The sequence below is a fragment of the Christiangramia pacifica genome (assembly GCF_057221535.1).
This window is the reverse complement of sequence record NZ_CM170146.1, coordinates 499,494-524,519: the sequence shown is the minus strand read 5'-3', so window position 1 is coordinate 524,519 and position 25,026 is coordinate 499,494. Positions and strand designations below refer to the sequence as shown.

At 38.5% G+C, this 25,026-nt stretch carries 25 protein-coding genes and 1 tRNA gene; 12 read left to right on the top strand and 14 right to left on the bottom strand.

Going from position 1 to position 25,026, the window contains the following annotated elements:
- Positions 1–11 precede the first annotated feature (11 nt).
- Both AC2S94_RS02400 and AC2S94_RS02395 read left to right on the top strand, forming a co-directional pair.
- Positions 12–1,073 (top strand): NAD(P)/FAD-dependent oxidoreductase, encoded by a 1,062-nt coding sequence (locus tag AC2S94_RS02400; protein WP_484629918.1) that lies wholly within the window; start codon positions 12–14, stop codon positions 1,071–1,073.
- Positions 1,074–1,131: 58 nt separating this feature from the next.
- Entirely contained in the window at positions 1,132–1,467 is a 336-nt protein-coding gene (locus AC2S94_RS02395) for a 2Fe-2S iron-sulfur cluster-binding protein (RefSeq protein ID WP_484629917.1), read from the top strand.
- 69 nt (positions 1,468–1,536) lie between these two features.
- Here the strand turns inward: AC2S94_RS02395 and AC2S94_RS02390 are convergent, their stop codons facing one another.
- From AC2S94_RS02390 to rplM, 9 genes are all read right to left on the bottom strand, one after another.
- Positions 1,537–2,322: a DUF3050 domain-containing protein gene (locus tag AC2S94_RS02390; protein ID WP_484629916.1), complete on the bottom strand. Its 786-nt coding sequence runs from the start codon at positions 2,320–2,322 to the stop codon at positions 1,537–1,539.
- A gap of 295 nt (positions 2,323–2,617) precedes the next feature.
- Positions 2,618–2,806, bottom strand: a complete 189-nt coding sequence (locus AC2S94_RS02385; RefSeq protein ID WP_484629915.1) for a hypothetical protein — start codon at positions 2,804–2,806, stop codon at positions 2,618–2,620.
- Between the two features lie 17 nt (positions 2,807–2,823).
- Positions 2,824–3,027 (bottom strand): SRPBCC family protein, encoded by a 204-nt coding sequence (locus tag AC2S94_RS02380; protein WP_484630890.1) that lies wholly within the window; start codon positions 3,025–3,027, stop codon positions 2,824–2,826.
- 38 nt (positions 3,028–3,065) lie between these two features.
- A complete protein-coding gene (locus AC2S94_RS02375; protein ID WP_484629914.1) occupies positions 3,066–4,241 on the bottom strand; it encodes an acyl-CoA dehydrogenase family protein in 1,176 nt (391 codons plus the stop codon).
- A 156-nt stretch (positions 4,242–4,397) separates the two neighbouring features.
- Positions 4,398–5,120, bottom strand: a complete 723-nt coding sequence (locus AC2S94_RS02370; protein ID WP_484629913.1) for a tRNA1(Val) (adenine(37)-N6)-methyltransferase — start codon at positions 5,118–5,120, stop codon at positions 4,398–4,400.
- Between the two features lie 117 nt (positions 5,121–5,237).
- Entirely contained in the window at positions 5,238–6,062 is an 825-nt protein-coding gene (tsf, locus tag AC2S94_RS02365) for a translation elongation factor Ts (RefSeq protein ID WP_484629912.1), read from the bottom strand.
- Between the two features lie 88 nt (positions 6,063–6,150).
- Positions 6,151–7,050, bottom strand: a complete 900-nt coding sequence (gene rpsB / locus AC2S94_RS02360) for a 30S ribosomal protein S2 (RefSeq protein WP_484629911.1) — start codon at positions 7,048–7,050, stop codon at positions 6,151–6,153.
- Between the two features lie 166 nt (positions 7,051–7,216).
- A complete protein-coding gene (gene rpsI / locus AC2S94_RS02355; RefSeq protein ID WP_484629910.1) occupies positions 7,217–7,603 on the bottom strand; it encodes a 30S ribosomal protein S9 in 387 nt (128 codons plus the stop codon).
- Complete coding sequence (rplM, locus tag AC2S94_RS02350; protein WP_484629909.1) at positions 7,603–8,058, bottom strand: 50S ribosomal protein L13; 456 nt, start codon at positions 8,056–8,058, stop codon at positions 7,603–7,605. The genes rpsI and rplM overlap by 1 nt, the downstream gene beginning before the upstream one ends.
- A gap of 360 nt (positions 8,059–8,418) precedes the next feature.
- Here rplM and AC2S94_RS02345 point away from each other — a divergent pair, with 360 nt between their 5' ends.
- Positions 8,419–8,988 (top strand): DUF5004 domain-containing protein, encoded by a 570-nt coding sequence (locus AC2S94_RS02345; RefSeq protein ID WP_484629908.1) that lies wholly within the window; start codon positions 8,419–8,421, stop codon positions 8,986–8,988.
- A gap of 205 nt (positions 8,989–9,193) precedes the next feature.
- On the opposite strand, the gene AC2S94_RS02340 is transcribed toward AC2S94_RS02345, so the two are convergent.
- From AC2S94_RS02340 to AC2S94_RS02330, 3 genes are all read right to left on the bottom strand, one after another.
- Positions 9,194–9,703: a DUF3124 domain-containing protein gene (locus tag AC2S94_RS02340; RefSeq protein WP_484629907.1), complete on the bottom strand. Its 510-nt coding sequence runs from the start codon at positions 9,701–9,703 to the stop codon at positions 9,194–9,196.
- Between the two features lie 9 nt (positions 9,704–9,712).
- Positions 9,713–12,541 carry a DNA polymerase I gene (polA, locus tag AC2S94_RS02335; protein WP_484629906.1) on the bottom strand — a complete coding sequence of 943 codons (2,829 nt, stop codon included), beginning with the start codon at positions 12,539–12,541 and terminating at the stop codon, positions 9,713–9,715.
- A gap of 90 nt (positions 12,542–12,631) precedes the next feature.
- Positions 12,632–13,609: a glycosylasparaginase gene (locus tag AC2S94_RS02330; RefSeq protein ID WP_484629905.1), complete on the bottom strand. Its 978-nt coding sequence runs from the start codon at positions 13,607–13,609 to the stop codon at positions 12,632–12,634.
- 156 nt (positions 13,610–13,765) lie between these two features.
- Between AC2S94_RS02330 and AC2S94_RS02325 the strand changes: the two genes are divergently transcribed.
- Together AC2S94_RS02325 and AC2S94_RS02320 are read left to right on the top strand one after the other, a co-directional pair.
- The gene (locus tag AC2S94_RS02325; protein WP_484629904.1) at positions 13,766–14,992 is read left to right on the top strand and encodes a metallophosphoesterase; all 1,227 of its coding nucleotides are present in this window, start codon (positions 13,766–13,768) and stop codon (positions 14,990–14,992) included.
- 75 nt (positions 14,993–15,067) lie between these two features.
- Positions 15,068–15,364, top strand: coding sequence for a thioredoxin family protein (locus tag AC2S94_RS02320; protein ID WP_484629903.1), 297 nt, complete (start codon positions 15,068–15,070; stop codon positions 15,362–15,364).
- Here the strand turns inward: AC2S94_RS02320 and AC2S94_RS02315 are convergent.
- Both AC2S94_RS02315 and AC2S94_RS02310 read right to left on the bottom strand, forming a co-directional pair.
- A complete protein-coding gene (locus tag AC2S94_RS02315; RefSeq protein WP_484629902.1) occupies positions 15,348–15,959 on the bottom strand; it encodes a polysaccharide deacetylase family protein in 612 nt (203 codons plus the stop codon). The two genes, AC2S94_RS02320 and AC2S94_RS02315, sit on opposite strands and share 17 nt — an antisense overlap.
- Positions 15,960–16,088: 129 nt before the next feature.
- Complete coding sequence (locus tag AC2S94_RS02310; protein WP_484629901.1) at positions 16,089–19,394, bottom strand: glycosyltransferase family 117 protein; 3,306 nt, start codon at positions 19,392–19,394, stop codon at positions 16,089–16,091.
- Between the two features lie 201 nt (positions 19,395–19,595).
- On the opposite strand from AC2S94_RS02310, the gene AC2S94_RS02305 reads away from it, so the two are divergent.
- From AC2S94_RS02305 to AC2S94_RS02275, 7 genes are all read left to right on the top strand, one after another.
- A tRNA-Gln gene (locus AC2S94_RS02305) sits at positions 19,596–19,668 on the top strand.
- Positions 19,669–19,867: 199 nt separating this feature from the next.
- Positions 19,868–20,341, top strand: a complete 474-nt coding sequence (locus AC2S94_RS02300) for a UpxY family transcription antiterminator (protein ID WP_484629900.1) — start codon at positions 19,868–19,870, stop codon at positions 20,339–20,341.
- A gap of 67 nt (positions 20,342–20,408) precedes the next feature.
- Complete coding sequence (locus tag AC2S94_RS02295; protein ID WP_484629899.1) at positions 20,409–21,086, top strand: outer membrane beta-barrel protein; 678 nt, start codon at positions 20,409–20,411, stop codon at positions 21,084–21,086.
- A gap of 152 nt (positions 21,087–21,238) precedes the next feature.
- Complete coding sequence (locus AC2S94_RS02290) at positions 21,239–21,496, top strand: NAD-dependent epimerase/dehydratase family protein (protein ID WP_484629898.1); 258 nt, start codon at positions 21,239–21,241, stop codon at positions 21,494–21,496.
- Between the two features lie 365 nt (positions 21,497–21,861).
- Positions 21,862–22,860, top strand: coding sequence for a mannose-1-phosphate guanylyltransferase (locus AC2S94_RS02285; RefSeq protein ID WP_484629897.1), 999 nt, complete (start codon positions 21,862–21,864; stop codon positions 22,858–22,860).
- A 4-nt stretch (positions 22,861–22,864) separates the two neighbouring features.
- The gene (gene gmd / locus AC2S94_RS02280) at positions 22,865–23,980 is read left to right on the top strand and encodes a GDP-mannose 4,6-dehydratase (RefSeq protein WP_484629896.1); all 1,116 of its coding nucleotides are present in this window, start codon (positions 22,865–22,867) and stop codon (positions 23,978–23,980) included.
- A 53-nt stretch (positions 23,981–24,033) separates the two neighbouring features.
- A complete protein-coding gene (locus AC2S94_RS02275) occupies positions 24,034–24,987 on the top strand; it encodes a GDP-L-fucose synthase family protein (RefSeq protein ID WP_484629895.1) in 954 nt (317 codons plus the stop codon).
- Positions 24,988–25,026 lie beyond the last annotated feature (39 nt).

Here is a 25,026-nt window from a genome sequence, read left to right as displayed (position 1 = left end):
TGAATTGAAGCATGATTAAAACTGATATACTTATCATAGGCGCTGGGCCAACAGGTCTTTTTGCCGTATTTGAAGCAGGATTATTAAAACTGAAATGTCATCTTATCGATGCACTTCCGCAGCCGGGAGGTCAGTGTTCCGAAATATATCCAAAGAAGCCTATTTACGATATTCCGGGTTTTCCGGAAGTTCTTGCTGGAGATCTAGTAGATAACTTGATGGAACAGATTAAACCTTTCGAGCCTGGTTTTACTCTGGGAGAAAGAGCTGAAACTATCGATAAGCAGGAAGATGGAAGTTTTATCGTAACAACCAGTAAAGGTACCAAGCATCACGCTCCGGTAGTAGTGATCGCTGGCGGGCTTGGTAGTTTTGAGCCAAGAAAACCGCCTATTCCTTCTATTAAAGATTATGAAAATAAAGGTGTTGCTTACATTATCAGGGATCCTGAAGTTTACAGAGATAAAAAAGTTGTGATCGCCGGGGGAGGAGATTCAGCATTAGACTGGAGTATATTCCTTGCTGATGTTGCTTCTGAAGTTTCTTTGGTGCATCGTAGAAAAGATTTTCGTGGAGCTTTGGATTCAGTAGAAAAAGTAGAGGAACTTTCAAAAATTGGAAAGATCAATCTTATTACTGATGCTGAGGTTGTTGATTTGAAAGGAGATGATGAGCTAGAATCAGTAGTAATTCGTCATAAAGATAAAGCCAGAGATGAAGAGATCAAGGATACAGATCATTTTATTCCATTATTCGGATTGTCGCCAAAATTAGGACCTATTGCGAATTGGGGACTGGAAATTGAAAAGAACGCGATCAAAGTTGATAATGCTTATGATTATCAAACCAATATCCCTGGAATTTACGCCATCGGGGATGTAAATACCTATAAAGGAAAATTAAAGCTTATTCTCTGCGGATTCCATGAGGCAGCTATCATGTGTCAGAGTGCCTATCAGCGTATTAATCCTGATAAGAAATATGTGATGAAATATACTACGGTGAGTGGTGTAAGCGGTTTCGACGGAAGTAAAAAAGAAGCAAAAAGAGAAGTAGTAAAAAGTATAAATTAGCAGGATAGTCATTCTGAAATAAGTTCAGAATGATGATATTTAAGTTTATAGTAAATATATGTCAGACGTTAAAATCACCATTATAGACCGCGATGGAGAAGCTCACGTAGTTGATGCGCCCACAGATATGAATATGAACCTGATGGAGGTGATCCGTTCGTTTGAATTGGCACCAGAAGGAACGATCGGGATTTGTGGTGGAATGGCTATGTGCGCTTCCTGCCAATGTTATATTCTGAATTTTGAACATATGCTTCCTGAAAAAAGTTATGAGGAAGAAGATATGCTGGATCAGGCCTTTTTTGTGGAAGAGAATAGTAGGCTAAGTTGTCAGATACCCATCACCTCCGGGCTTGATGGTCTCGAGGTAAGAATTGCTCCGGCTTCGGAATAAGAAGATTATATACAAAGAAAAAATCCTGAATATTTATCCAGGATTTTTTTATGCTTTAAATTAAATATTTCAAGCTGGCTCCAGCTGAGATTTAGCTTCTATTTCAGCTTCAATTCCATCCCAGAGCTTCAGTCTGCTTTCCAGTGATTTTTTCGCTGTATCTATCACTTCCTGCCACTTTCTTTCATCATTTTCACAAAGCTCCTCTACCATTTTAAATGCCATAGGTCCATGCTCATCTCCGTCTAGCTCGATATGTCTATCAAAATAATATTTGAACAAACTCAAATCGTCTTCAGGAAAGTTTTGCTGCACTTTCTCAATGATCGATGAGAACATGTCTGGAATTAATCCCTCTCGTCCAAAGGTGAATGCTGATGCGATCTTGTGGGGTTCCCTGCTATATACAACTTCAAAAGTATGTTTTAGAAATTGCTTGATACTAATAGGAAGTTTGCTTGTAGCAATGATCAGGAAGATGTCGGTGCCGTGTGTAACTTGCATGAGTAGATCTTCAACTTTCGCTTTGTCTGCTCCTGCGGCCGTCATTGCATCCAAGTACATTTCAAAATGGCTTTGCCTTTCTCCCTTCATATTAATGTCGGTTTCTTCAGCAAGAACGATTTCATTAATAAGATATCTTGTTTCCGGATTTCCAACGGGTAACCATGGATTAGTGGTTTTGGTTAGTCTCTCCTGCAATGCTGTAAGCAAAGACATAAAATCCCATACGGCAAATACATGATGCTCCATAAAGATTTGAAGCTGCCTGGGTGAATTGATCTTTTTGTATAAAGAATGATTAATTAACTGGTTGGTTAGAGGCTCTAAACTTTCGTTTATCTCTTTAATCATAATTTCTTCAATTTTTTTGCAAAGTTAAATGCTGATAGGCTATTTAGAAAATCTTAGAGGGTTTTTATAGCTTGTTTAACTCAGAAAATCAGCCTTTTGAGGTATATTAAAAATATGGCTTCTGAAATTGAAGAAATTATAAATGTGATCGTATTCTATTCTAATAAATCCAAAGATTATTTAAGAGTGGAAGGCGTGGTGGCCAAACGGCCAAAGCCTTTAAAGAAAAAATGCTGCGAAAAATATAAAAAGGGCAAACGTTGTAAACGTTGCCCCTGCTTTGATCTTTTATAGTTTAACAAATATCTTCACAAACCTGTTTTAATTTTTGAAGTGCTTTGGGCCAGGTTTTACTAAAGTAGTCTATCCAATCATCTTCAGTATCCATTTCTACTTTTAGCAAAGTTGATCCATCTTTTTCTTCGAAATAATAATTCTCATAAAGTTTTTTCTCAAAGGGAGTTTCCTTGCCTTTTTCAATCATTCCAAGATGTGTGATGCTTACAAATTAGCGGGTTCCATTTTCGCAATCTCACTTTGCATTCCTGCCTTCTCGCCATCTTCGGTTTCTCCAAGAAATAAAATTTTGCTGCCTTCTTCCCATGTGCCTTCATAGTGTGAGGTTGGGTTCAATTCTGCAGTCCATTTGCGATAATGCTCTTTATCAAGCATTAGAGAAAATACCTCATCCCTGGGGCAATCAATCTAAATTTGAAAATAAACTTTTTTCATATTATTTGAATTTAAAATGCGGCATGTCCTGTAATATCCATTCCTGTGATCAAAAGATGAATATCGTGAGTGCCTTCGTAAGTGATTACACTTTCAAGATTCATCATGTGTCTCATGATGCTATATTCACCGGTAATTCCCATACCACCAAGAACCTGTCTTGCTTCTCGTGCAATTTTAACGGCCATTTCCACATTGTTTCTTTTCGCCATGGAGATCTGTGCAGAAGTAGCTTTTCCTTCATTTCTTAGGGTCCCCAATCTCCACGCCATTAATTGAGCTTTGGTAATCTCAGTGATCATCTCTGCCAGTTTTTTCTGTTGAAGTTGTTTTGAAGCAATTGGCACACCAAATTGTTCTCTTTCTTTGGCATATCTCAGGGCCGTATCATAACAATCCATAGCAGCTCCAATCGCTCCCCAGGCAATTCCGTAACGTGCAGAGTCAAGACATCCAAGTGGCGCTCCTAATCCAGATTTGTTAGGCATCAGGTTTTCTTTTGGAACTTTTACATTGTCGAAAATAAGTTCTCCGGTAGCGCTGGCACGAAGTGACCATTTGTTGTGAGTTTCCGGGGTAGTAAAACCTTCCATACTTCTTTCCACGATCAGTCCGTGAATTCTGCCTTCTTCATTTTTAGCCCAGACTATAGCGATATCTGCGAAAGGAGAGTTGGAGATCCACATTTTGGCTCCATTCAATAAAAAATGATCTCCTTTGTCTTTGAAATTTGTGGTCATTCCTCCTGGATTCGAGCCATGATCTGGTTCGGTTAATCCAAAACAACCAATCATTTCTCCGGAGGCCAGTTTTGGAAGAAATTTCTTTTTTTGCTCTTCAGTACCATATTTGAAAATTGGATACATCACTAAAGAAGATTGAACTGAAGCAGTTGAACGAATTCCGCTGTCTCCACGCTCAATTTCCTGCATGATCAAACCATAAGAAATCTGGTCTAAACCTGCGCCGCCATATTCTTCTGGAATATATGGTCCAAAAGCCCCAATTTCAGCAAGTCCGTTTAATAATTGTTTTGGAAATTCAGCTTTTTGTGCTGATTCTTCTATAATTGGTGAAATTTCACGCTTAACAAACTCGCGCGTGGCATCACGTACCATTTTATGTTCATCTGTCAACAGCTCATCAAGATTGTAATAATCAGGAGCCTGGAAAAGATCTGGTTTCATTTTGTGTAGTGTTTCCAACAAATGTAACCAAGTCTTTTATGAGAAGCAATCTTTTATTCGGAGTTTGATTTTGAATCGATTCCTAAAGCTGAACTCGTTTCAGTAAGTATTATGAGAGCCTGAACAGAGTTCAGGGTGACGATTCCAGACTGAGATTTATAACTTTATATAAAAATCTTTAACCAGAGCCTTAAATTCGTCAGTGTAATTATGCCTGGAAATTTCCAGGATTAGTTCATCGATTTCCGGTTCTATTTTCTCGAAACCAAAACTAATCAGGCTTCTTTTGATTGGTGATGCTGCCGTGCCTCTAACCCTCGTGATTTTAATAGGGAATAAGTTATGGGAATTGGCTATTTCAATTGCTTTGTTATCTTCCGCAACAGGAATAATTAGGTCAAAATGTCCTTTTGCTGAAAGTAGGAGAGACGCTCCTGCTATGAGTTCTTCTAATGGAAGTGCATCTGCAAACCTCGCCTGATCACGATTTTCATCGCCAGTTTTATAATCTTCAGAATAGAAAGGCGGATTAGAAATAATGAGGTCATATTTTTCCTCATCCTGCATTTCGTCTACAAATTCATCAAAAGCTGCATGGTAACAGAAAAGACGATCGCCCCAATCACTTTTTTCAAAATTTTCTACCGCCTGCTCATAAGCATTTTCTTCGATCTCTATTGCGTCTACGAGTTCAGCATCAGATCTCTGTGCCATCATTAAGGCGATAAGCCCGGTCCCGGTGCCAATATCCAGAATACTTTCAGGCTGATGATCAAGAGACGACCATGCTCCCAGAAGAACTCCATCGGTTCCTATTTTCATGGCGCAGCGATTCTGGTCTACGCTAAACTGTTTGAATTGAAATGGTTTTTGAGACATTTAATAGAAGATTTTAGGCATCCTGAAACAAGTTCAGCTTGATGATGCAAAAATAGGGTATAAAAAAAGAGGTTTTAAATGAATAAAACCTCTTTTCTAAAATTATATTGAATAAACTTATCCTAAAGCTACTCTTTCAAATCCTACAACTTCAAGGTCGCTATCTACAGATTTAACGTAATCTGCAACGCTTTGCTTGTTGTCTTTGATGTACGCCTGGTGCACCAAAGTGTTATCTTTAAAGAAACGCTGAAGTTTTCCCTGAGCGATTTTGTCAAGCATGTTTTCTGGCTTTCCTTCTTCTCTCAAAGTGTCTTTAGCGATCTCGATCTCTTTATCGATAGTTGCCTGATCAACACCGTCTTCGTTAAGAGCAACCGGGTTCATCGCAGCAGCCTGCATAGAAACGTTCTTAGCAGCTTCTTCAGCGCCATCTACATTCTTAGAAAGACCTGTAAGAACAGCGATCTTGTTACCAGCGTGGATGTAAGATCCTACGAATGGAGCTTCTAAAGTTTTGAATGCACCGATCTCGATCTTCTCACCGATAACTCCTGTTTGCTCAGTAAGTTTGTCTTTTACAGTGATCCCTTTGTAATCTGCAGCTAATAATTCTTCTTTTGAAGAATAGTTCAGTGCCATATCAGCGAAATCATTAGCTAATTTGATGAAGTCATCATTTTTAGCAACGAAGTCTGTCTCACAGTTTAGAGAGATGATCACACCTTTAGTGTTGTCTCCGTTTACCTGTGCGATAGCAGCTCCTTCAGAAGATTCTCTGTCGGCTCTTTTTGCAGCAACTTTCTGACCTTTCTTACGAAGCAGTTCGATTGCAGCGTCAAAATCACCATCAGCTTCAACTAATGCTTTCTTGCAGTCCATCATTCCTGCACCAGTAGCTTTTCTTAATTTATTTACTTCAGCGGCGGTTATCTTAGCCATAATATTGTCTTTTATTTAAAAAAGTCGTTTAGAAACTCACTGTAAAGGAAGAAACTAAACGACTTTTAGATTTTATGAAAACGTTATTTTATTCTTCTTCGTTAGATGATTTTGCTTTATCTAAAGTTTCGCTTTTAGATTCAAGCCTTACATCTTTCTTAGCTTCTTTCATTGCCTTTTTATCTTCGGCATCTTTTGAAGGAACTTCAGCTTTCTTCTCCTTTTTAGCTTTAGGAGCTTTGTCCTCTTTTCCTTCTTTTGAAGCTTTCTCTTCTTTCTTCTTAGAGTCTTTGTTAGACTTTCTTTCAGAAAGACCTTCTACGATAGAATCTGCAACATAAGAAACAACTTTGCTAATAGATTTAGAAGCATCGTCGTTAGATGGAATTAAATAATCAACCTCACGTGGATCGGAGTTGGTATCTACCATCGCAAAAATTGGAATGTTTAGTTTTTGTGCTTCTTTGATCGCGATGTGCTCACGTGTAGTATCTACAACGAAAAGCGCAGCTGGAAGTCTTGACATGTCTGCGATAGAACCTAAGTTCTTTTCTAGCTTAGCTCTAAGACGATCTACCTGTAAACGCTCTTTTTTAGAAAGAGAGTTAAAAGTTCCGTCTTTCTTCATTCTATCAATAGAAGCCATTTTTTTAACAGCTTTACGGATAGTTACGAAGTTTGTAAGCATACCACCAGGCCAACGCTCAGTGATATAAGGCATGTTTGCTTTTTCAGCCTGTTCAGCAACGATCTCTTTCGCTTGTTTCTTTGTAGCTACGAAAAGGATCTTTCTTCCGCTTGCTGCGATCTTTGCAAGAGCATCACCTGCTTCCTGCATTTTAGCAGCACTTTTATATAAGTTGATGATGTGGATTCCGTTACGCTCCATATAAATGTATGGGGCCATGTTCGGGTTCCAACGTCTGGTTAAGTGTCCAAAATGAACACCAGCATCAAGTAATTCTTTTACTTCTACTTTGTTTGCCATTTTTGTAATAGTTTACGTTCTGTTGAGATAGCAACATCCAGGTGGCTACTTTTCAGTACGGCCCTGGCTGTTTAGATGCTAAACTAACTTCTGCCCGGCAGGGACAGAATAACAACAAAAAATTAATTTTTTTATGAACTTCCCGGAAATCAATCCGGTAATAAGATTAACGTTTAGAGAACTGGAATTTCTTACGGGCTTTCTTCTGACCGAATTTCTTACGTTCTACCATACGTGGATCTCTTGTAAGAAGACCTTCTGGCTTAAGAGCGCCATGGTTTTCCTGGTCTAGCGCTACCATAGCTCTGGATAGTGCAAGACGGATTGCTTCAGCCTGTCCAGTGATACCACCACCGTATACGTTAATTTTAACGTCGAAGTTTCCTTCGTTTTCGGTTAGCATCATTGGCTGGTTCACTTTATATTGAAGTGTTCCAGTTGTGAAGTAATCTTTAAGGTCTTTCTTGTTTACAGTAATGTTTCCTTTTCCTTCTGAAACATATACACGGGCCACAGCTGTTTTTCTACGGCCAATTTTGTGAATTACCTCCATTACTTAACGTCGTTTAAGTTAATAGTTTTAGGTTTTTGAGCTTCGTGATCGTGTTCAGATCCAACATAAACCTTTAAATTTCTGAATAGGTCTGCTCCAAGTTTGTTCTTAGGAAGCATTCCTTTGATTGCCTTTTCGACAAGTCTCTCAGGACTTTTTTCGAATAATTCGGCAGCCGTTAGACTTTTTTGCCCACCCGGGTGGCCTGTGTGACGGATGTATTCTTTCGCGTCCCATTTCTTTCCGGTCAAGTTGACTAATTGTGCGTTTAAAACAATAACATTGTCTCCGCAGTCAACGTGTGGGGTGAAGTTAGGCTTGTGCTTTCCTCTTAGTAGGTATGCTACTTTAGAAGCAAGACGACCTAAATTTTGTCCTTCAGCATCTACCACAACCCATTCTTTGGTTCTGGTGGCTTTGTTAGCCGATACTGTTTTGTAACTTAATGTGTCCACACCAATTGATTTTACTAATTATTAAACATTCCAATCCCATTTACCCGAATCTCAATCGGGAAAACAGGGGTGCAAATGTACAATTATAAATTCTAATAGCAAATAGCGAAAAGATTATTTTATTTGCTTTGAAAGGCTTGATTCTCAGTCAAATCTACGGCAGTACATTTTTTCATCCAAATCCTTTTTTTGTGATGAATGCATTTGTAAGTGGTTTCAATGACAAATGGTATTATTCAACTTAATTTTAGCCGATAAAAAACGTTAAAAATCGATTAACGTCAATTTTGATGTTAAAAAAGTCATAAAATAAATACTTGTTATTTAGTTTTGTAGCGAAAATCTAAATGCCCTATGAGAATGAATAACCTACTTAAGGTTAAAGCTTTAGCTAGCTTTGGCCTGATCATCCTGGCTACGGCTAGCTGTAGCAAGGATGAAATGTCTATGGACTCCCAATTGAAGGTGAGTAATGCAACTGCCGTTACTGCGAATGATATGATTGGTCATTGGCAACTTACCGGAATGATGGCCGATACAGCCGTGGATTTAGACGACGATACAGTATTCAGTAAAAATTTACTGGATGAAACCGATTGTTTTAACACAATGAGTATAACATTTGATGCTGATAATACGTTTGTAACTAACAACGCACAGATGACATTCGAATCTGGAACCGGGGAAAATAAATTTTCCTGCCTTTCAGATAGAATGGATAGCGGCGATTGGGAAGTTAGTAATGACAGTTTGATTTTGAAAATGGTGATCAATGGTGCTACCTATGAGCATAAGAAACTGATCAATCTGGAAACAAATAAGTTTTCTTTTGAAGTCACCAAAATCGAGTCAAATCAATATGTGAATGATCCTGGAAATACACAGGCTTCACCAATAAGAATTTTAGAACTTGAGTATACTAAATCCTAGTATATCAATCTAATTGTAGTTTTAGTGTTAGTTTGAAAAACCTCGCAGGTGAATCTGCGAGGTTTTTTTATTTGAAATTATATGGTTTCTTGAGAAATCGCCGCTTTTGTCAATAGTCTTGGTTAAGGTTGAATATTCAGATGAATTTTCTAACCAAAGCGCTTGAGGATTCATAATTTAGTAGTGATCAGAAAAGGAGATCTAGCTATTTAATGCGGACTCCCTTACTTGTAAACGAAAGTCCCTGTTGCCCCGAAGTTGAGATCATTACTCCTTCGAATAATGGTTCCGGAGAAGTTTCTTTCGTAGACCATTCAAAGATGAAATTTGCACCGGTTCCGCCCTCCATATCAGTTTCGTCTACCACGATCTCTACAGTTTCCATTGGTGCGATAAAAATTGGATGGTCAAAATAGATACGAATAGGTTCTCCTTTGGTATTGAAATATTCAGCTTTATCGATATAAATCGTGTCTTTCATATCAACATTTCTCATGCTTACCGTAGAAGTAAGATTATGTGTCCTGTGTTCTGTCTGGCTATATATTTCTGAATAAACCGAAAGATATGATTGTCCTTTCCTTAAAGAATCGGTCACAGAATTTTCTACTCCGCGAGCCTCCCAGTCTACTGGATCATAAGAACTGATGTTTTTTTGATCCTCACATGAAGAAGCAAATGCGGCAAGAAGTATGAGTAAAATTCCCTTTTTCATAATCCTTAATTAATGTGCTTCCAGCCAGTTTTCTCCAATTCCAAGATCTACATCTAACGGAACTTCCAGTTTATAAGCGTTCTCCATTTCGGATTTGATCATTTTCTTCACTTTTTCCAATTCCTCTTTGTGCGCATCGAATACCAATTCATCATGCACCTGAAGAAGCATTTTGGTCTTGTAATTCTCTTCTTTCAGTTTTTTATGAATATTGATCATGGCAAGTTTAATGATATCTGCAGCGCTTCCCTGTATCGGAGCGTTCACAGCATTTCGTTCTGCGGCACCACGAACAACCTGGTTTCGGGAATTTATGTCTTTCAAATACCTTCGTCTTCCAAGAATTGTTGATACATATCCGTTCTGACGGGCAAATTCCACCTGATCTGCAATGAAATTGCTCAATTTTGGATAGGTCCTATAATAGGTGTCTATTAATTCTTTTGATTCACTTCTGGAAAGTGAGGTTTGGTTACTCAATCCAAATGCAGAAACACCGTAGATGATCCCGAAATTCACAGTTTTCGCATTGCTTCTCTGCTCACGTGTTACTTCTTCTAACGGAACGTTGAAAACTCTAGCAGCAGTAGAAGCGTGAATGTCTTCCCCATTCTTAAAAGCCTGGATCATATTATCTTCTTCGCTCAAAGCTGCGATAATTCTAAGTTCTATCTGTGAATAATCGGCAGCAAGCAAAACGTAATTTTCATCCCTAGGAACAAAAGCCTTTCTAACCTGTCTTCCTCTTTCAGTCCTGATCGGGATATTTTGAAGATTAGGATTATTCGAGCTTAATCTTCCTGTAGCCGCAGTTGTTTGTACATAATCTGTATGCACGCGACCGGTGGTTTTTTCAACCTGGTTTGGTAGCGCATCTACATAAGTGTTCTGCAGTTTTACCAGCCCACGGTAATCAAGTACATGTTGCACAATATCATGTTCGGCGGCAAGTCCGGAAAGCACATCTTCGCTGGTTGAGTACTGTCCCGTCTTGGTTTTTTTCGGCTTCTTGGAAAGTTCCATTTTTTCAAATAGAATGATCCCGAGTTGCTTTGGAGAGCTGATCAGGAATTCTTCTCCGGCCGCTTCGTAAATCTTTGTTTCAAGATCTTTAATGTCTTTAGCCAATGCTTCGGAAAGCGATTTCAGGTATTTCTCATCAAGTCTGATGCCTTCTAATTCCATATCTGCCAATACCTGAACTAATGGAATTTCGATATCATCAAACAACTTCCTGGTTTCAGCTTCTTCTAATTCCTTTTCGAAAAAGTTTTTTAGCTGAAACGTAATATCGGCGTCTTCAGATGCATATTCGGTTTGCTTGTCAAGATCAACATCTCTCATGTTGCCCTGATTTTTACCTTTCTTACCGATCAATTCTGAAATTGGCTGAGGAGTATAGTTGAGATAGGTTTCCGCCAACACATCCATATTATGGCGCATATCAGGGTTGATCAGGTAATGCGCGATCATGGTGTCAAAAAGCGGACCTTTCACTTCCACATTGTATTTGTCTAAAACCTCAATATCATATTTCAGGTTTTGACCTATTTTTTCAATTTTATCATTTTCGAAAAACTCTCTCAGCTCCTCGATCAATTTTTGTGCTTCTTCTTTTTCTTCCGGAAACGGTATATAAAATCCTTTTCCAGCTTCCCATGAGAATGCGATTCCCACCAATTGGGCCTCCAGCGGATTGAGACTGGTAGTTTCAGTATCAAAACAAACGCTCTTCTGTTTCAGCAGTCTTTCAATAAAGATCTTTCGCGCCATTTCAGTTTTAAGCAATTGATAAAAATGAGGTGTGTCTGATAGATTGGTTCTGGAAGAAGTTCTTTCGATCTCTTCACCGTCACCTCCAAATAATGAGAATTGACCTGCTCCCGCAGTTGCCTGTGCGTTCTTTTTGGCAGAAGGAGAATTTGTCACCTGGGTTTGAGGTGTGTCTTCCTCTCCGCTGAAAAGTTTAATGAACTGATCTTTAAGTCTTCGGAATTCCAATTCATCAAATATCTCCTGAACTTTTTCACCGTCAGGCATCGAAAGCTCGTAATCCTCAGCATGAAATTTAACGTCACAATCGGTGAATATGGTGGCAAGTTTTTTAGAAAGGCGTCCCAATTCAGCATTATCGATCACTTTTTCTTTCATCTTTCCTTTCAGATCATCTGTATTTTCCAGAAGACCTTCCATGCTGCCATATTTTTTGATGAATTTTTTAGCGGTCTTTTCACCAACCCCGGGAAGTCCAGGGATATTGTCTACAGAATCACCCATCATTCCTAGGAAATCGATCACCTGCTCCGGTCTTTCCACTTCAAATTTCTTCTGAACTTCAGGAATTCCCCAGATCTCGATACCATTCCCCATTCGGGCCGGGCGGTACATAAAGATGTTCTCAGAAACCAGCTGGGCAAAATCCTTATCTGGTGTAACCATATAAACCTGGTAATTCTCTTTTTCAGCCTGTTTCGCCAGTGTACCAATGATATCATCGGCTTCCATCCCGGCGCATTCCACAACCGGAATATGCATGGCTTTAAGAATATCCTGAATAATAGGAATTGCTTCGCGAATTGGCTCCGGAGTTTCATCGCGGTTCGCTTTATATTCTGAAAACATTTCAGTCCTGGCCTCGCTGCCATCTTTATCGAAACATACGGCTAAATGGTCTGGCTTTTCCCTTCTGATGACATCAAAAAGTGAATTGGTGAAACCCATGATCGCAGACGTATTGAATCCTTTGGAATTGATCCTAGGATTTTTAATAAAGGCGTAATATCCGCGGAAAATTAAAGCGTATGCGTCTAGTAAAAAAAGGCGTTTTTGATCGGCCATCTGAATTATTTAAATATAAATTTGAGAATATTTCAAAACTACAAAGATAAAATCACTCCTGCTTAAAGTAAAACGGGATAAATCCCCGATTTATGAATCTAAATAGGATTCGCTGGGATTGTTGGTGCTTTCTCCTTTATGAAACTTAGCATAGCTGAAACCTTTATGAATACAGTAAGATCCTATTTCGCCTTTTTTATTCATTGCGACATAAGCGATCTGAAAATCTTTATGATTCGGAGCTTTTTCAACTGTTCTCATCACTGCTTCCTTGCAGGCTTCCTGTGGGGATTTTCCCTGACGCATCAATTCTACGATCAAAAAACTTCCAACACTTTTCATGATGGCTTCACCCATTCCCGTTCCCACGGCACCACCAATTTCGTTATCCAGGAACAAACCTGCACCAATGATCGGAGAATCTCCCACGCGGCCATTCATTTTATAAGATAAACCTGAAGTAGTGCAGGCTCCGGCGATATCTCCATTTTCATCCATACAAAGCATTCCTATGGTATCGTGATTTTCAATATTTATGATGGGTTTATATTCTTTGTGCTCCAGCCATTCTTTCCATGCCTTTTCAGATTCTTCGGTGAGAAGATTTTTTTTCTTGAATCCCTGCTGAATAGCGAATTGTAAGGCTCCTTCTCCAGCAAGCATCACATGAGGAGTTTCTTCCATTACCTTACGCGCTACAGAAACGGGGTGAGCAATTTCCTTGAGGTAAACCACTGCACCGGCATTTCCATCAGGAGACATGATACAGGCATCCAAAGTAACATTTCCATCCCTGTCTGGAGCTCCGCCGTCACCAACTGTGGAATTTTTGAGATTCGCTTCTTCAACCATCACGCCTTTTTCAACAGCATCAAGGGCCGAGCCTCCTTTTTCTAAAATGCTTCCGGCCATTTTCGTGGCATTCTGAAAGTTCCAGGTCGCCACCGCAACTGGATATTTTTGAGTCATATTAAATTCTTTTAAAATGGGTTTAGAAAATAGGGAAGGACTGGTGCTTAAAGCAGCTCCCGCTATTCCAGTATTCTTTATGAAATTTCTTCTTTTCATTTTTCAGCTATACTTGCTATAAATATAGGTGTTGCATACACCGAAACAAAACCGAAATCTGGCAATTACTAAAGTCTAAAATACCATCAGTTTAAATTATCGTTAATCGTAATTATCGAAAAGGCTTAAGGCTTATCTTCGTGAAAAATTTCTTCAATGCGTTGGTTCATCCTCATAGCCATATTCCTGGTTATTGATTTATATGCTTATCAGGCTTTAAGAGTCTTTTCAAAAAATATCTGGGTTGCTGTAATTTACTTTTTTATCTCGGCAATTGTAATAGCGAATTTAATCTATCAGTTTAATCAACCTGCTCCAAATGATGGTTTTGGAGGTGGTCGTGGGTATGCAATTGGAATTTTCCTGGCGTTTTTCGTCGGAAAGATCGTGCTTTCCATAGTGATGCTTGGTGAAGATATCGTTAGAATTCCCATGGCAGGATTTGAAAAATTCTTCGGCAATTCAGAAAATTTTGAGATGCCCTCGCGAAGAAAATTTATTAGCACCATTGCGATAGGGCTGGCAGCCATACCTTTTGCAGGATTGTTGTATGGAATGTATAAGGGAAGGTATAATTTCAGAGTATTGAGATATACCTTATATTTTGAAGATCTTCCTGATGCTTTTGACGGCTACAGGATCAGCCAGATCAGTGATATTCATAGCGGTAGTTTTGATAATAAGAACAAGATTAGATATGGAGTTGATCTTTTAAAAGAGCAGGAGAGCGATCTGGTGGTATTTACCGGAGACCTGGTGAATAACAAGGCTTCAGAAATGGAAAACTGGAAAGGGCTTTTTTCTGAGATCAATGCACCGGATGGTGTTTTTTCCATTTTAGGAAATCATGATTACGGCGATTACCATAATTGGGAAAGTGCCGAAGCAAAAGTTCAGAACCTGGAAAAATTAAAGCAAACTCATGCGGAAATGGGCTGGAATTTAATGCTGAATGAAAGCAGGTATATCGAAAAGAATGGCGAACGAATAGCGCTGGTTGGAGTGGAGAATTGGGGAGCCGGCGGATTTAAAAAAGCAGGTGATCTTCAGAAAGCCGGGCAGGAGATAGATGATAATGAATTTAAGATCTTATTGAGTCACGATCCATCCCATTGGGAACAGGAAGTGAAGAACAACTCTAAAAAGTATCATTTAACGATGAGCGGACATACCCACGGAATGCAGTTCGGAATTGAGATTCCGGGTTGGTTTAAATGGAGTCCGGTTCAATACAGGTATAAACACTGGGCTGGAATTTATGAAGAGGCCGGAAGATATATCAATGTAAATCGCGGTTTCGGATTTCTGGCTTATCCGGGAAGAGTTGGGATTTGGCCTGAAATTAGCGTAATTGAATTGAAAAAAGGTTCGAAACCCGCATAATTAGAAGAATTTCCTATATTTGATTAAAGCTGGCATACGTGGTAATAACCATGCGCTGAAAATAAATCCTGAATTATGTCAAAATTTGGTGAATTAGTAGACCTGAATGTCCCAGTGCTTCTGGACTTCTATACAGAATGGAACGACGCTTCTGTGGCGATGCATCCTGTGCTTAGAGATGTTGCTGCGGCTATGGGAGATAAAGCGAAAGTGATAAAGATCGATGTAGATAAGAATTCACAGTTGGCCGAAGCTTTACGAGTTAAAGGACTTCCTACTTTGATGATCTATAAATCTGGAGAGATGAAATGGCGGCATAGTGGCGAGCAGGACGCCAATACTCTTATCGGTTTACTTAAAGAACATCTTTAAGACTTCTAAATTCCATACCTTTTTCTGAATAATACTCCAGTACTTTTGGTAAAGTAGCTTTGAGGTTTGTTGAGGCTTTGATGCTGTCATGAAATACGATCGTACTCCCAGCTTCGGTATTTTCAATAACATTTTTTAGGCATTGTTTTTCACTGATCTTCCTGTCATAATCACCACTAATTACATCCCAGACCACGATTTTAAATCCTTCTTTTTTTATTGCTTTTGCCTGGGCATTTTTGATCTTTCCATAAGGCGGTCTGAATAAATTGCTTGATTTGGGATTGATTTTGGTTGCAACTTTCTGCGCTTTTAAAGTATTATTGAGGTATTCAGTTTTTTTAGTTTTCCAACCATTAAGATGATTGTAGGTATGATTTCCAACAATGTGGCCTTCTTCAATTATTCGATTAAATATTTCAGGATACTTTTGGACGTTATCTCCAATACAGAAGAAGCTGGCTTTGGCATTATATTCCTTTAAAATATTCAAAACCCATGGTGTTATTTCAGGAACTGGTCCGTCATCAAAAGTGAGGTAAATGGCATTGGAATTCTCGATCCTGGAAATCCTTTCAGGATAAAGAATTTTCAATAAAGAAGGATATTTAGGTAGAAAAAAGTTCATCAAATAGGAAGATACAAATTAGAAGCCTGGCTATAAACTAAAAACTGCTCAAAACCTTTGATCCTGAGCAGTTTGATTTGTTCAATTTAATTGATTTTATTCCAGACTATCTATAGACGAACTATCCAAAGGACTTTCTACCGGAACAGCGCCATCAAGTCCTTGTAGGATCTCTTCCTGTGGCGACCTCATTTCAGCATCAATTTCCTCATCTTCTCGATAGAAATGTCTGAATAACTTCAGGTAATTATTAAATTCTTCAGCCTTTTTCATCGCCGTTTCACGGTCTTCATAAACCATCATAATATCTACCAGTCCACGATAACGTTCCATATCTGTGATGATCTCATCGGCATACATATATTGTCTTTCCACATCCCAGCTGCTGAAATAAGTTAGATTTTCCTGATATTTCTTAGTCACTTTTTCCCAAATGTCACGAGCTTTTTCAGGTTCATTGACCTCATAATAACCAGTAATAAATGGCTCCAACAAAGTGTAGTATTCGTAATACTCTAGAGGCATTTTTTCCATTCCCAGATCCAGGATCTCCTTCGCGTGAATGGTATCCCCTTCGTTTAGAAGGTTTTCAGTAAGTCGGGCCAGGTTACTTCTGTAAGTGATTGAATTCTTACGGGTTTCAGGATCATGGTAGATATCTTTTGATCCCATATTACCCCAATCCCAGTTCTTAACAATATTGTACATTTTCTCGGTATTCACTCTACCCATGTCAAATGGATTTCGAGGATCCAGCGGTGTACGTATTGGTACCAGCTTATAGGTCACCCCTTCCAGTTGCAGGTAATCTTTCATCCACAGGTAATCTTCGTCTCCAAAGCTTCCACCGGTGAAATAGATAGGTCTTTCCCAGTTGTTGTTCGCCAGGATATCTAGCATTAGAATTCTATTCTTATAAAGAATCTGGTCTCCAATGGCAATATCTATGTGATCTACGATCTGATCTGCTTCAGACCTATCAACAATATTATTTTTAAGTACTGTTTCCTTATCTACAGGAATTCTCACATACCTCGATGGGAAAGTATTGATCATGGCTCCACTTTGCAATTCTGCCATGGTTCGCGGATCTTCATTCTCTATATAATTCATCCACGTGCCAATCGGGATAGTATCCTGAGTTACTTCACGTAAGAAAATCGCATCGTTCTTACCATTGTAAAATTTATTTTCCAGCTGTGAAGGGATGGCATCACTTTCAAAAGCTTTGCGTTTCATCTGATCTATATACCAGTCAGTAGCCAGAAGGCTGGTGTTGATAATTCGAACATCAGTTCGGTATTTTTCAACCTGCTGAACGTACCAGAGCGCAAAAGTATCATTATCTCCAATGGTAAATAATATACCATTTTCATCTACGGAATCAAGGTACATTCGAGCCATGGTTAATGCTGTGTCCCTTCCAGACCTGTCGTGGTCATCCCAGTTTTCTGAAGCCAGTAAAGTAGGCACACATAATAGACTGACAACGACAACCGCAGGCGCCAGAATTTTTGGACTGATGTAATTCCGAAGTTTATCAAAAATGGCATAGACTCCGAAGCCTATCCAGATGGCAAAAACATAAAATGATCCTACCAGCGCATAATCTCTTTCACGCGGTTCAAAAGGGCGTTCATTCAGGTAGACTTTCAAGGCAATTCCCGTGAACAGAAAAAACACCATCAAAACCCAGAAATTCTTCTGATCTCTTTTCAAATGAAAAACAAGACCTATCAATCCTAATAATAATGGAAGGAAGAAATAAGTGTTTCTCGCTTTATTATTTTTTACATCTGAAGGCAGGTTGTCCTGGCTTCCAATATGCATCTCGTCTATGAAATCTATGCCGCTTATCCAGTTCCCGTGGAGGTCATTATATTTTCCCTGAATATCGTCCTGTCTTCCGGTGAAATTCCACATAAAATATCTCCAGTACATGTAGCCGACCTGGTACTCCAGAAAATAACCGAGATTTTCAGCAAATGTTGGTTTTTCCACATCCAGGTAATCGCTCATCTGGCGCAGAAAATTATGATAATCTTCCATGTCACGTTCTCCCCTGGAAAACTGGGTTTTAAAATCATTTACCGCCTGGATCAATCTCTCTTCACCCTGATATTCAGATTTTATCTTGAAGTTCAGAGGGCCGGTGAATTCCATATAATTAACGGCGTGCTCCGTGCTCCACATTCTAGGTAGAATCGCTTTATGATCGTCATCCAGATTCTGCTTGGCATTTTTCCAGTCATTTACGATCACGTATTTCCCCAGTTCCTCATCTTTTTCATACTTAGGTTTAGCATCTTCGTATGGATTATCCGGATCCAGGTTAGAATACATTTCAGACCACTGAGGTCCGTAAAATAAATGAGTTTCCCCATACTGTTCCCTGTTATAATATGCTAGAAGTTCACGGGCGTTGTCCGGGCTGTTTTCATTGATCACGGTTGGCGCATTACTCCTAATAGGAAGCATCACCCAACTCGAAAATCCTATCAAAACAAATAGGACGCAAAGAAGAAGTGTGTTGTATTTATAGAAATTCTTTTTTCGTGTGTAATTTATTCCGAAATAGAATGCAGCAATAATCACTAATAAAGCTACGATCGTTCCGGTGTTAAATGGCATTCCAAGGCTGTTCGTGAAAAATAATTCTGAAGCCGAAAAGAAAGTAAGAGTGTAGGGTAAAAGCAGTTTAAAAATGAACATTAGGACGGCAACTACTACAATATTGGCGATGATGAAATTCTTAACGGTAACTTTTTTATAGTTCTTAAAAAAATACAGGAACCCGATAGCAGGCAGCGTCAATAGTCCCATGAAATGCACTCCAAAGGAAAGTCCGATTACCAGAGAGATCAAAATGATCCAACGGTTTCCACGTGGGGTAAACATATCACGCTCCCAGAGAAGGCCTAAATAGAACATGACCGACATAAAGCAGGCGGCCATGGCGTAAACTTCAGCTTCTACGGCATTGAACCAGAAACTATCAGTGAATGTAAAGGCCAGCGAACCAACAAGTCCGCTACCTAAAACGGCAATTTTTTTTGAAGAATTCAGCTTGGCGACTGGGCCGGCAAATTTTAAAACCAAAAGACAGATAGACCAGAACATGAACATGACTGCTATCGCGCTGGCAAAGCCAGACATGAAATTAACCATTAAAGCGACCTGAGTATTATCTGCAGCAAAGGTGGAAAAGAAAGCTCCCATCATCTGATAAAAAGGCGCTCCCGGAGGGTGACCTACTTCAAGATTTGCAGAAGTCGCAATATATTCACCGGCATCCCAGAAACTTGCCGTTGGTTCCAAAGTAAGTGTATAGGTGGTTAGAGCAATAATAAATACCAGCCATCCCAGAATTTTGCTCCACTTACCAAAGTTAAAATCAATCATAAATACTCGTGTGGTTGTACTAAAGTGGCGAATTTAATAATAAAATGCTGAATGCTTTAAAAACGTTGGATAAAAGCATTTATTTTGGAAAATGCTGAAAATGAAGCGTAAATAAAAAGTATGTGATTTTTTCAGGAAAATTTCAGTAAAAAGTTTGTGTAAAATAAAGTTTGTCTTAAATTTGCATCCGCATTTAAGCATTGGCCTATGGTGTAACTGGCAACACGTCTGGTTTTGGTCCAGAAGAGTCTAGGTTCGAGCCCTAGTAGGCCAACAAAAAGCCCAAACTGAAAAGTTTGGGCTTTTTTATTTATGGAACAATAAATTAGTTAAAAGTCCATTTTTCTAATAAGGGTAAAATGAAAATTGAATAAATCCTTTTTGTACCCGGAATAGAAATTAAGATATTTGCAACACAAATTTCTCCACCAACCCTACTGCGAGAAATTCAGAAATTATAAAAAGATCGCAGTATGCCCTGGTATGTAGTTCGTACAAAACCACAACATGAGATAAAATCTGCTCAACTTCTTGAAAGAAACGGTCTGGAAGTGTATTGTCCGGTGATCACTGAAGTTAGGCAATGGAGTGACAGAAAGAAGAAAGTAACGGTGCCACTTTTTAAATCATATATTTTTATCAATATTTCGGATAAAGAGAGAAATCTAGTTTTTAATGCTCCCGGGGTTATCGGTTATTTAAAATGGCTTCAAAAACCTGCGGTAGCAAAAGAAGAAGAGATTGAAGCTATAAAATCCTGGTTAAATAATGACCGGTTAGGTGATTTTGAAGTTAGTAAACTTCAGGAAGGTGATGAAGTTGAGATAAAATCAGGGAAGCTGGCTACTAAAAAAGCTATTATAAAGGAGGTAGGTAATAAAAAATTAAAACTGATTCTAAACGATCTCGGCTGGACTTTGACGGCGAATGTTCAGGATGTAGTTTAAAATGATACAGTTGATTTGATAATTATTTGTAAGCCAATAGCTCCAAAACTTTAAATATTATATATTGATGATTTTTCGTCCCCAAATAAATTCCAGTTTTAATTTCTTCATTTTTATTCTGCTTTTTGTCTCTTCATTTTCAGTTCATGCTCAGGAATTCAGTGTCGGTTTAAAAGGAGGGGTCAATTATAGTCTCAACGATAACGGCTCTGAAATTTATCGTAATGGTACTCAAATCAGTGCAGAATCCGATTTAGGATATCAGGGAGGACTTTTCGTGGAATTAAATTTTGGGAAATGGATGTTAAGACCTGAGGCATTCTATCATAAGGCAAATGGGGTATTTGAATTTTCAGACTTTTCTTCCGTTTATAGTCTTGAAAAAGTTAGCGTTCCGTTATTGGTAGGTTATAATATTTACGGTTCTATAGATGTATTTGCGGGGCCGGCCTATCAGCACGTTTTAAACAAAAACCTTGAAGGTGTTTCTGATCCTTTACTTGATGATCATAGTAATTTGGCTGCCCAGGCTGGATTAAAATTTAATTTGAACAGGTTGCAGATTGATCTTCGATATGACTTCACTTTACCATCCGAGGATTATCAAAGGGTGAGCTTCGACGGAGATTTTAATACTTCATACTTTGATGAGGGTAGGTTAAATCAATTCATGCTTAGCTTAAGTTATAAGCTATTTGGAAGTGATCTTAGTTCCGGAAGACAAAAAGGTAATTGTTATAATTAATTGAACGTTTAATATCTTGAAGGCTTTTTCTTATTGATGAGAAATCTAGATATGCATTTTACAATCTTTTCAAATAATCCCAATCTTTTAAAGTCATAAATTCTAAAACTGGTATTTTTGGCCATTATTCAATTTCAGTGGAAAAATTTTAAATGAAAATACTCGTAACAGGCGCGGCAGGTTTTATTGGTTTTCACTTATGCGGTAAACTGCTGAAAGAAGGGCATGAAGTTATTGGGCTTGATAATATAAATGATTATTACAGTCAGGAGCTTAAAATGGCGAGACTCGCTGAGCTAGGTCTGAAGGACAACGCAGGATTTGCCTACAATCAAATTATTAAAAGCGATCTTTTCGGGAAATTTTCTTTTATTACAATGAATTTAGAAGACAGAGCCGGACATGATTGAAGATACGCTATTGATGCTTCTAAAATTGAAAAAGAATTAGGCTAGAAGGCTGATGAGGATTTCTCCTCCGGAATAAAACAATCCTTTCTTTGTTATTTCAATAACAATTAAGTCATATAAAATGGCTGCAACTCAGTAGTTAATATTTCTTAATTCAAAGTTAAAATTTTAACATTTATATTTTGATTGAACTTATTGAGTGAAGTATTTTTGCGGCCTAAATTTAACCTGAACTTAAACCCTACTTATTAGAATTATTCAGTTCTGAATAATTTTTTCCTATCAGGTTTTTACAAAAATTTCCTAACGAGAGTCTTTCTGTGACTCACGTCGGCGGAGCCCTATTTTCATCTTAAAATATTTCAATGTCTGATATTATTCACGTTATACTCACCGGTGGTGTTGGAAGTAGGCTCTGGCCTCTTTCAAGAAAGTCAAGTCCAAAGCAATATATTAACCTTTTTGGTGGATGCTCATTATTTGAGCTTACAGTAAAAAGAAATGAATCTTTTTCCTCAAAATTAACTGTTGTTGGGAATATAGATAATAATAGCCTTTCCATGCAATGTTTGAAAAAACTTGGTAAGGGTTCTTACACCAATATTATTGAAGCAACACCTCGTAATACTGCGCCGGCCATCGCTTTTTCAGCTTTTGAATCCCAGCCAGAGGATGTTTTGCTAGTTACTCCGGCAGATCATATAATCAAGGAAGGTAAGGAGTATACCAGTGCTTTGAAACGAGCAATCGAATTAGCTAAAGAAGGTTTTATTACCACATTTGGAATAAAACCTATAAAACCTGAAACAGGTTTTGGTTATATTGAAAATAAGGGTGAGGATGTAGTGTCATTTAGAGAAAAGCCTGATTTGGAATCTGCAATGAGTTTTTTAAAATCGGGAAATTTTCTTTGGAATAGTGGTATGTTTTGTTTTAAAGCTGGTGTATTTCTTGAAGAATTGAAGAAATGTGAGCCTGAAGTTTTTCAAGCATCCAGGCAGGCTTGGCTAAATAATAAAAGTGGAGAACTTAATTACGAAGATTCTTTAAAGATTCCATCAATTAGTGTTGATTATGCTGTGATGGAGCAAAGTGATAAAATTAAGGTAGTGCCCTCTACATTTGAGTGGAGCGATATGGGTAGTTTTGAAGCCATCTACGATTATCTATCTGAGCAAGGTCATCCTAAGGATGATAATGGCAATATGATAATTGGTTCCAGTAATTATACGGCATTTGTAGGTTTGCATAATTCAATTCTAGTTTGTACACCTGATGCTAACTTAGTAGTTTCAATAGAACATTCTCAGGATGTTAAAAAAATATATAATCAGCTGGAATTATCAGATTCAGCATTAGTATAATTAAATGAGTAAAGTAGCATTGATTACCGGCGCGACCGGGCAGGATGGAGCTTACCTAAGTGAGTTTTTATTAAAGAAAGGATACACGGTTCATGGTTTAAAACGTAGAGCTTCACTATTCAATACAGATAGGGTAGATCACTTGTACCAGGATCCTCATGAAGAGAATTTGAAATTCATTCTTCATTATGGCGATATGACAGACTCTACGAATCTTATAAGACTTATACAGGAGATCCAGCCAGATGAGATATATAATCTTGCTGCGATGAGCCATGTAGCCGTTTCTTTTGAAACTCCTGAATATACCGGTAATGCCGATGGTTTAGGAACCTTGAGAATTCTTGATGCAGTTCGCTTACTTGGTCTTGAGAAGAAAACGAGAATTTATCAGGCTTCTACTTCGGAGCTTTATGGTAAAGTACAGGAAGTTCCACAATCTGAAACTACTCCATTTTATCCTCGTTCGCCTTATGCAGTTGCAAAAATGTATGCTTACTGGATCACGGTAAATTATAGAGAGGCCTATGGGATGTATGCTTGTAATGGGATCCTTTTTAATCATGAATCTCCGATACGAGGGGAAACCTTTGTAACACGTAAAATTACACGTGCAGCTTCAAGGATAGCCTTGGGGTTACAAGATAAATTCTACCTGGGGAATCTGGATGCAAAAAGAGATTGGGGGCATGCCAAGGATTACGTAAGAATGATGTGGATGATCCTGCAGGCAGATGAAGCCGAAGACTGGGTGATCGCTACCGGGAAAACCACTACCGTTAGGGATTTTGTAAAAATGGCATTTGCCGAAGCTGGGATAGAATTAGAGTTCAATGGAGAAGGTATTGATGAGAAAGCTTATGTGAAGTCCTGTTCGAACCCGGATTATAAAATTGAAACCGGAAGGGAAGTTCTGGCAGTTGATCCAAAATATTTCCGTCCTACCGAAGTTGATCTTTTAATAGGAGATGCTACAAAGGCAAATACGAAATTAGGCTGGACACCGGAATATGATCTTCCGGCGCTTGTAAAAGATATGATGCAAAGCGATCTAAAGCTGATGAAAAAAGATCAGTATTTAAAAGAAGGGGGTTATCGTATCATGAACTATTTCGAATAAACAGCACACTTCACCTTGAACTTGTTTCAGGGTCTCTTAACAGAAAATAAAATATGCTAAGTAAGCAAACCAAAATATACATCGCCGGCCACAGAGGAATGGTAGGTTCAGCCATCTGGAGAAAACTGGAGGCTGAAGGCTACACTAATCTGATTGGTAAAACCTCAAAGAGATTGGATCTTCGGGATCAAAAATCCGTCAAGGAGTTTTTCCAAGCCGAAAAACCTGAAGTGGTCATTGATGCAGCAGCCAGGGTAGGAGGTATTCTTGCTAATAATGACTATCCTTACCAGTTTTTGATGGAGAACCTACAAATCCAGAATAACCTGATCGATTTTTCTCATAAAGCCAACGTTCAGAAATTTATTTTTTTAGGTAGTTCATGTATCTATCCAAAATATGCACCCCAACCGCTGAAGGAAGAATATTTGCTTACCGATAGCCTGGAGCCTACCAACGTATGGTATGCTATTGCTAAGATTGCCGGAGTTAAAGCTTGTGAAGCAATAAGAAAACAGTTCGGAAAAGATTATGTAAGCCTGATGCCGACAAACCTTTACGGTAGTCATGATAATTTTGATCTAAGGACTTCCCACGTGCTTCCCGCGATGGTCAGGAAATTCCATGAAGCCAAGCTGAATGATAATGCACCTGTAGAACTATGGGGTTCAGGAAGCCCTATGCGGGAATTTCTTTATGTAGATGACCTGGCAGATGCAGTTTTTTTTGCCTTGGAAAATAAATTATCTGAAAATCTATATAACGTAGGTACTGGAAAAGATCTAACAATAAAGGAACTTGCAGAGACTATACAAAATATAGTGGGTCATAAGGGAGAGATCATCTGGGATAGCTCAAAACCTGATGGCACTCCGCGTAAGCTGATGAATGTAGAAAAGATGAAAGATGCTGGCTGGAGAGCTTCAATAGATCTGGAAACCGGTATCTTAATGACCTATCATTGGTTCTTGGATAACCAGAAAAAATTCAAACAAGTAAAATTATAAAAACAACCGTCAGTTCGATTACTCTACTACAGGAGAGTG